3 protein-coding genes are annotated in these 5,308 nt (G+C 64.8%); 2 read left to right on the forward strand and 1 reads right to left on the reverse strand.

What is annotated here, in order from left to right; genetic code table 11:
• Window positions 1-1,221: nitrate/nitrite transporter (locus DBR12_RS14520; protein WP_108617913.1), on the forward strand; the 1,221-nt coding region annotated here is incomplete at its 5' end.
• A 139-nt stretch (window positions 1,222-1,360) separates the two neighbouring features.
• On the forward strand, window positions 1,361-2,569 hold the full coding sequence (locus DBR12_RS14525; protein ID WP_158275005.1) for an AraC family transcriptional regulator ligand-binding domain-containing protein: 1,209 nt from the start codon (window positions 1,361-1,363) through the stop codon (window positions 2,567-2,569).
• A 31-nt stretch (window positions 2,570-2,600) separates the two neighbouring features.
• Here DBR12_RS14525 and DBR12_RS14530 read toward each other — a convergent pair whose 3' ends face one another.
• On the reverse strand, window positions 2,601-5,213 hold the full coding sequence (locus DBR12_RS14530; protein ID WP_369861571.1) for an ImpA family metalloprotease: 2,613 nt from the start codon (window positions 5,211-5,213) through the stop codon (window positions 2,601-2,603).
• Between the last annotated feature and the right edge of the window lie 95 nt (window positions 5,214-5,308).

A 5,308-nucleotide genomic window follows, 5' to 3' on the forward strand; every position in this document is an offset into this window, starting at 1 on the left:
CTGCTGGCGCTGGTGTCGGGCTTTGCGCTGAGCCAGGCATTTCGCACCATCACGGCCATCATGGCCACCGGACTGCGCGCGGAGTTCGGGCTGTCGGCCGAGGGGCTGGGCGTGTTTGCCGGGGCCTTCGCGTTTGCGTTCGGCACCATGCAGCTTTTCATGGGCGTCGGCATTGATCTCTATGGCGTGCGGCGCACGCTGCTGGTGGCTTTCCCGCTCACCATCGCGGGTGCGCTGCTGTCGGCGCTGGCACCGGGCTATGGCACGGTACTGCTGGGGCAGGTACTGATCGGCGTGGGCTGCGCACCTGCATTTCTGGTGTGCACGGTGTTCATCGCGCGCTACTTTCCAGCCAGCCGGTTTGCGATGGTCTCGGGCGTGGCCATGGGCGTGGGCGGGTTGGGCATGCTGTTCACGGGCACGCCGCTGGCCTGGCTGGTGCAGCAGTCGTCATGGCGCATGGGGTTTGGCGTGCTCGCCGGTCTGGCCGTGCTGGCCTGGCTGCTGATCTTCTGGAAGGTGCGCGAGCCCGCGCAGCCCGCACACAGCACGCCCCCGCGCGAATCTGTGCTGCAGGCGGTGCGCGGGTTTGGCGCGCTGTTTTTGCTGCCGCACACGGCCGGCATCATGCTGCTGGCGCTGATGACCTATGCCTCGTTCCTCACCCTGCGCGGGCTGTGGCTGGGGCCGCTGCTCATTGAGCGGCATGGCTACAGCCTGGTGGCGAGTGGCAACGTGGCAATGCTCTCGTCACTGTTGTCACTGTTCACCCCGGCGTACTTCGGGCGCATCGACCCCGGGCCAGGGCGGCGCAGGCGCTGGCTGGTCGGCTTCACGCTGCTGCTGGCCGGGCTGTTTGCGGCCGTCGGCCTGTTGCACGCCGAATGGCTGGATGTGGGCGGCTCGATTGCCGTGGGCCTGCTATCGGGCTACATGGTGCTGCAGTACGCCGATGTGCGTTCGTCCTACCCGAGCACGATGACCGGGCGGGCCATGGCGGTGTTCACCATGGCGCTGTTTCTGGGTGTGGCGCTGATGCAATGGGCAACTGGCCTGGCTGCATCGCTGGCCGCCGCGCGGGGCGTGGACCCGTATGTGGCGGTGATGCTGACCATCGCAGGCATGCTGGCGGCGGGGGCTGCGGCATTTGCGCGCCTACCAGGCCCCGACGCAGCCACCGGGCACCCGCTCGATCCCGCGCGTGTAGACCAAAAAAAATAGCCCCTGCGCCTTCTCATCGGGTGTTTATAGCTATCATTAAGATAGCAAAAACACGCCATGAAGCCTGCTGACCCAGCCCCAGGACTGCGCGCTTTCTCTTCCCCTCTCCTCAACGATGCAAACTTTCAATGGGCTTGAAATGGCCCACCTTCAACCGCTGTATGCGCGGCTTGCCAACCGTCCTGCACTGCTGGCAAAGCTGCAGGCCCAGTGGGGCCTGCGCAGCGTGGCCGGACAGGGCAAGGAGCTGATGGCAACGTCCTCACTGCTGGAACTCTTCGAAATGCTGCATGCCGAAGGCGAACCCCATGTCGGCGCCTGGCTCGCGCTCCAGTCGGACCTGAGCACTGGCCATGGCATTGCCTACTACCTGCGCAGTTGCGCCACACTGGAGGCCGCGCTGCTGGAGATCGTGCGGCTGCGTAGTCGCCTGCTGCCAGACGGCGAGTTCGGCATGCACAAAGACGGCCAGCAACTGCGCCTTGTCATGCGCCCGCGCTACCAGGCCCGGCGGCTGGGCAGGCAACTGCGCTACGAGGCCGGTGTGGCCTGGCTTACATGCCTGCTTTCACACTGCATGGCGCGCCCCCTCAAGCCGCAGAACGTTGAACTCATGACGCCAGAGACGGCGCAGGCGGGGCAATTGGCGGCGCTGTTCGGCGTCATGCCCCACTTTGGCAGGGATGAATTCGCGGTCTGCTACCCGCTCGAGGCGCTGGGCATGCCTTTGCCCGGCAGCAACCCGGCCCTGCTTGCGGCCCTGCGGCCCTCGCTCGACTACCTGCTCCCCCCCATTCGCCATGGCGTGAGCACCACGGAACGGCTGCGTCAATGGCTGCATGGACTGGCCGACCCCAGCAGGGCCAGCCAGACCAGCGCGGCCCGCGCATTCAATTGCGGCACCAGTTCGCTGAGACGTCGTCTGGCCAGCGAAGGCAACTCCTTCTCTGCATTGCTGCAGGCCGATCGCCGCGCTCGCGTGCTGCAAAGCCTGGCCTACAGCGAAGAAGGTATCGACGCGATCGCGCGACGCCTGGGTTATGCCGACCGGACCACGCTGGAGCGCGCCTTCCTGGGCTGGTTTGCATGCCGTCCAGTACAGCTGCGCAGCGAGCTGGCGGCTGCCTGGCCCAACCTGGCGCAGCGCAGGGCCGCGCTGGAGTCCATCGACACCACCCTGCCCTGCGACGATGCTGCAGCCTGGCTGGCAGCTGCAGCCACCATCGAGCCCCGCCCCCAGGCCAACGTACACGGGCCGCGTCTGGCCGCGCTGCTGCTGTGCGCAGCCGGCGCACCAGCAGCCAGCATCCGTCGCATGCGCATGCACTTGGTGCCGGAGCCGTCCTGACGCGCAAGACCGCGGCCCCGCCCAGCCAGGATCAGAACGGGTAAGCCGGTACCAGGCCTTCCACATTGACCCATTGCCCGGTCGCCAAGCGATTGCTCTTGCCAGCAGCAATGGCATAGAAACTCCGCTCTGCGACGGGCAGCTTCAGGTCTGCCACCGAATCCAGCGCTTTCTGGCTCACTGGCAGGCCATACATCGCAAAAATCTTGCGCAAGTCTTTGCCGATGATCTTCGAGCTGAGCACAAACAACAGGTCCTCATTGCTGATCTTGTTGTCGGCAAAACGCCCCATGCCGTACTTGCCCGGATTAGCCGCATCCCAGGCCTTGGCCACCAGGCGATCGCCCTTGGTCAGCAGGTTGTGGTACTCCAGCGCTGTGGCCACCGTAGGCTGTGCCTGCCCCAGCCGCTCCTTGGTATACAGAAAGGACAGTTGCATCCAGAACGCCATCTTGGCCGATGCCGAGCCGCCCCAGAAACGAGTCTCCATGTCACTGCGCAGGGCTTCGCCACTCAGGCTGGTGGCGCGGTTGGCCTGAATGTGCTGATAGAGCAAAACATGGTCAGTGCGCCCCGCGTTCTGGTCGATACCCTGCACGGCATAGGCCCAAAGGGTCTGGGCGACGGCCAGATTGTTGTTGTCGCATTCAGTCACGCAACCACGGCCACTACCAAAATCCATGTGCATCACGCGCTGCACGGTGTTGTGGCCCAACTCATGCGCCCAGCCCCAGCCCGGTCCGATGCCTGCAAAACCATCCGACGGATTGCCCGAGCAGAGGTAGCCGCAGGTGGCGATCCAGCCCACAAAATGCTGCACGCCTGGAGCGCGGTGCAAGGGACCATCGCAGATCCAACCCAAACTGTCGCAAGTGGTCTTGACGTTCGCACTCAGGGGCATGTTGCTGTAACCATTTGCGATGTGGTTGGAATCAAAAAGAATACCTTTGATGCCACCAACAATCCATGCCCGAGGGTCCGTGATCCCGCTGCTGTATTTCATGCTTTGCTGGAATTCGCCACCCACGAACTTCCCCGTGACCCAACCAAAGTCCTTGCGCAGCAGTGCGGCCGAGGCTTCGGCTATCTCGGTATCGCTGGGCGCGGCACCGCTGAAATCAAAATGCGCGTACTTGGCCCCGCCCTTGATGCGCAACTTGACGGTGCTGCCGCCCGTGGCGCCGCTGTAGTTCAGGAACAGAGGACCGCCGAAGGGCGTGACAAAGGTGCTGGACCGACCGAGCTTGAGCGGCACGGCAAACGACTGGGGGCGGCGTGGCCGGGCATACATATCCTCGAACGGGCTCCCGGCTGTGCGGATATGGCTGGTCTGCATGCCGTAGCTGCTGCCTTCGGTGGCCTCCAGTATCTCGACCGTGACAGGCTTGCCCGGCACGGCGGCTCGGCCAATGGCCGTCTTGCCTGCGCTTTGCGCAATGCTGACTACTATTTCCTCCTCCGCAATGACCGGTATGCCCTGCGCTGCTGCAGGCATGTAGTCCCCCTGGCCCTTGGGCGAAACGGTGGTGGCGCTCCGGCTGTAGTGCGTCCATGAATCGGAGGCGTAGGCACGCAGGAAGGCCGCAGAGCTGCCGGTCTTGCTCAGGCCGCGGCCATACTCGATGTTGGGCCGCCACAGGTCCGCCCACAGCACCAGCAGCCGGTACAGCTCGGTATCGGCGCTGCCAAACACGGCATCCCCGCGCCCATCGAATCCGGCCAGGTCGTTGTGGATCTTGTCGATCGGCGCCGTCGGCGCCCGGTCGGTGCTGAAGTCATAGACCAGGCTGTCATTGGCCAGCATGCGCAGCACATTCGGCAGGTTGCCGATCTGGTCGCTCTGGGCCACGCTTTGCGCGCTTGTGCGGGCCTGGCTCACACTGACCCCCGCGGCCCCGGCAAAGTAGTTGCCGGGATAGCCGCCCAGCGTCATGCCCATGGCCACCAGGACCTGGCGGCCTCCGGCCGACTCCGTCCAGTTGTTGTGCATGTAGATCACGGCCTTGCCAGCAGCGAGGTACTTGCCGACCAGCGCCGTCAGGCCGGGGTCAGCCTTGACGCCGGCGCCAAAGACCAACAGGTCGGCCTGCTGCCAGCAGGTGTTGGCGACGTTGGCGATATCGCAGGCGACTTCCTGACCTTGCTTGCCAGTCGTGGCGATGTACTTTTTGACCGTGGCGGCGGTGTAGCCCGCCGTGCCGAAGGAAATGCTGGCGGGCAAGGCGGCATTGGCGTCCCCCCGCATCAACCAGGTGAAGGCGCGCCGGAACAGTGGCGCATGCTGGGTCTCGCGGGTGCCATTGGCCATCCAGTTCAGCACATCAGCGCCATACGCCAAGCCCCGGCCTGTCTGCACCTCCGACAGGGCGGCCATGCCGCTGTTGTTGTCGCTGAGGATGAATGGAGCCACCATGACCGATGCCGACGGCATGGTGGCGATGGGTGTGATGGTGGCGCTGGAGGTGGTGTGGTTCAGGGACAGGTCCAGCGTCTCTCCGCCCCGGTAGATATTGGCCACGATGCCGGTCTGCCGGGTTTGCAGCTGCACGGCCAGACGCGTCGCGCGATCAAGCAGGGTCAGTGCGTCGGCGGGCTGCAACGGGCGAGGGTCGCCGGACTGGAGCGCCTGCGCAATCCTGTCGATTGGACTTGGACTTGGACTTGGAGTTGGAGTTGGAGTTGGACTTGGAGTTGGAGTTGGAGTTGGAGTTGGAGTTGGAGTTGGGGTTGGGGTTGGGG

Origin of the sequence: Acidovorax sp. HMWF029 (genome assembly GCF_003060895.1) — a bacterium.
Lineage (GTDB): Bacteria > Pseudomonadota > Gammaproteobacteria > Burkholderiales > Burkholderiaceae_C > Acidovorax.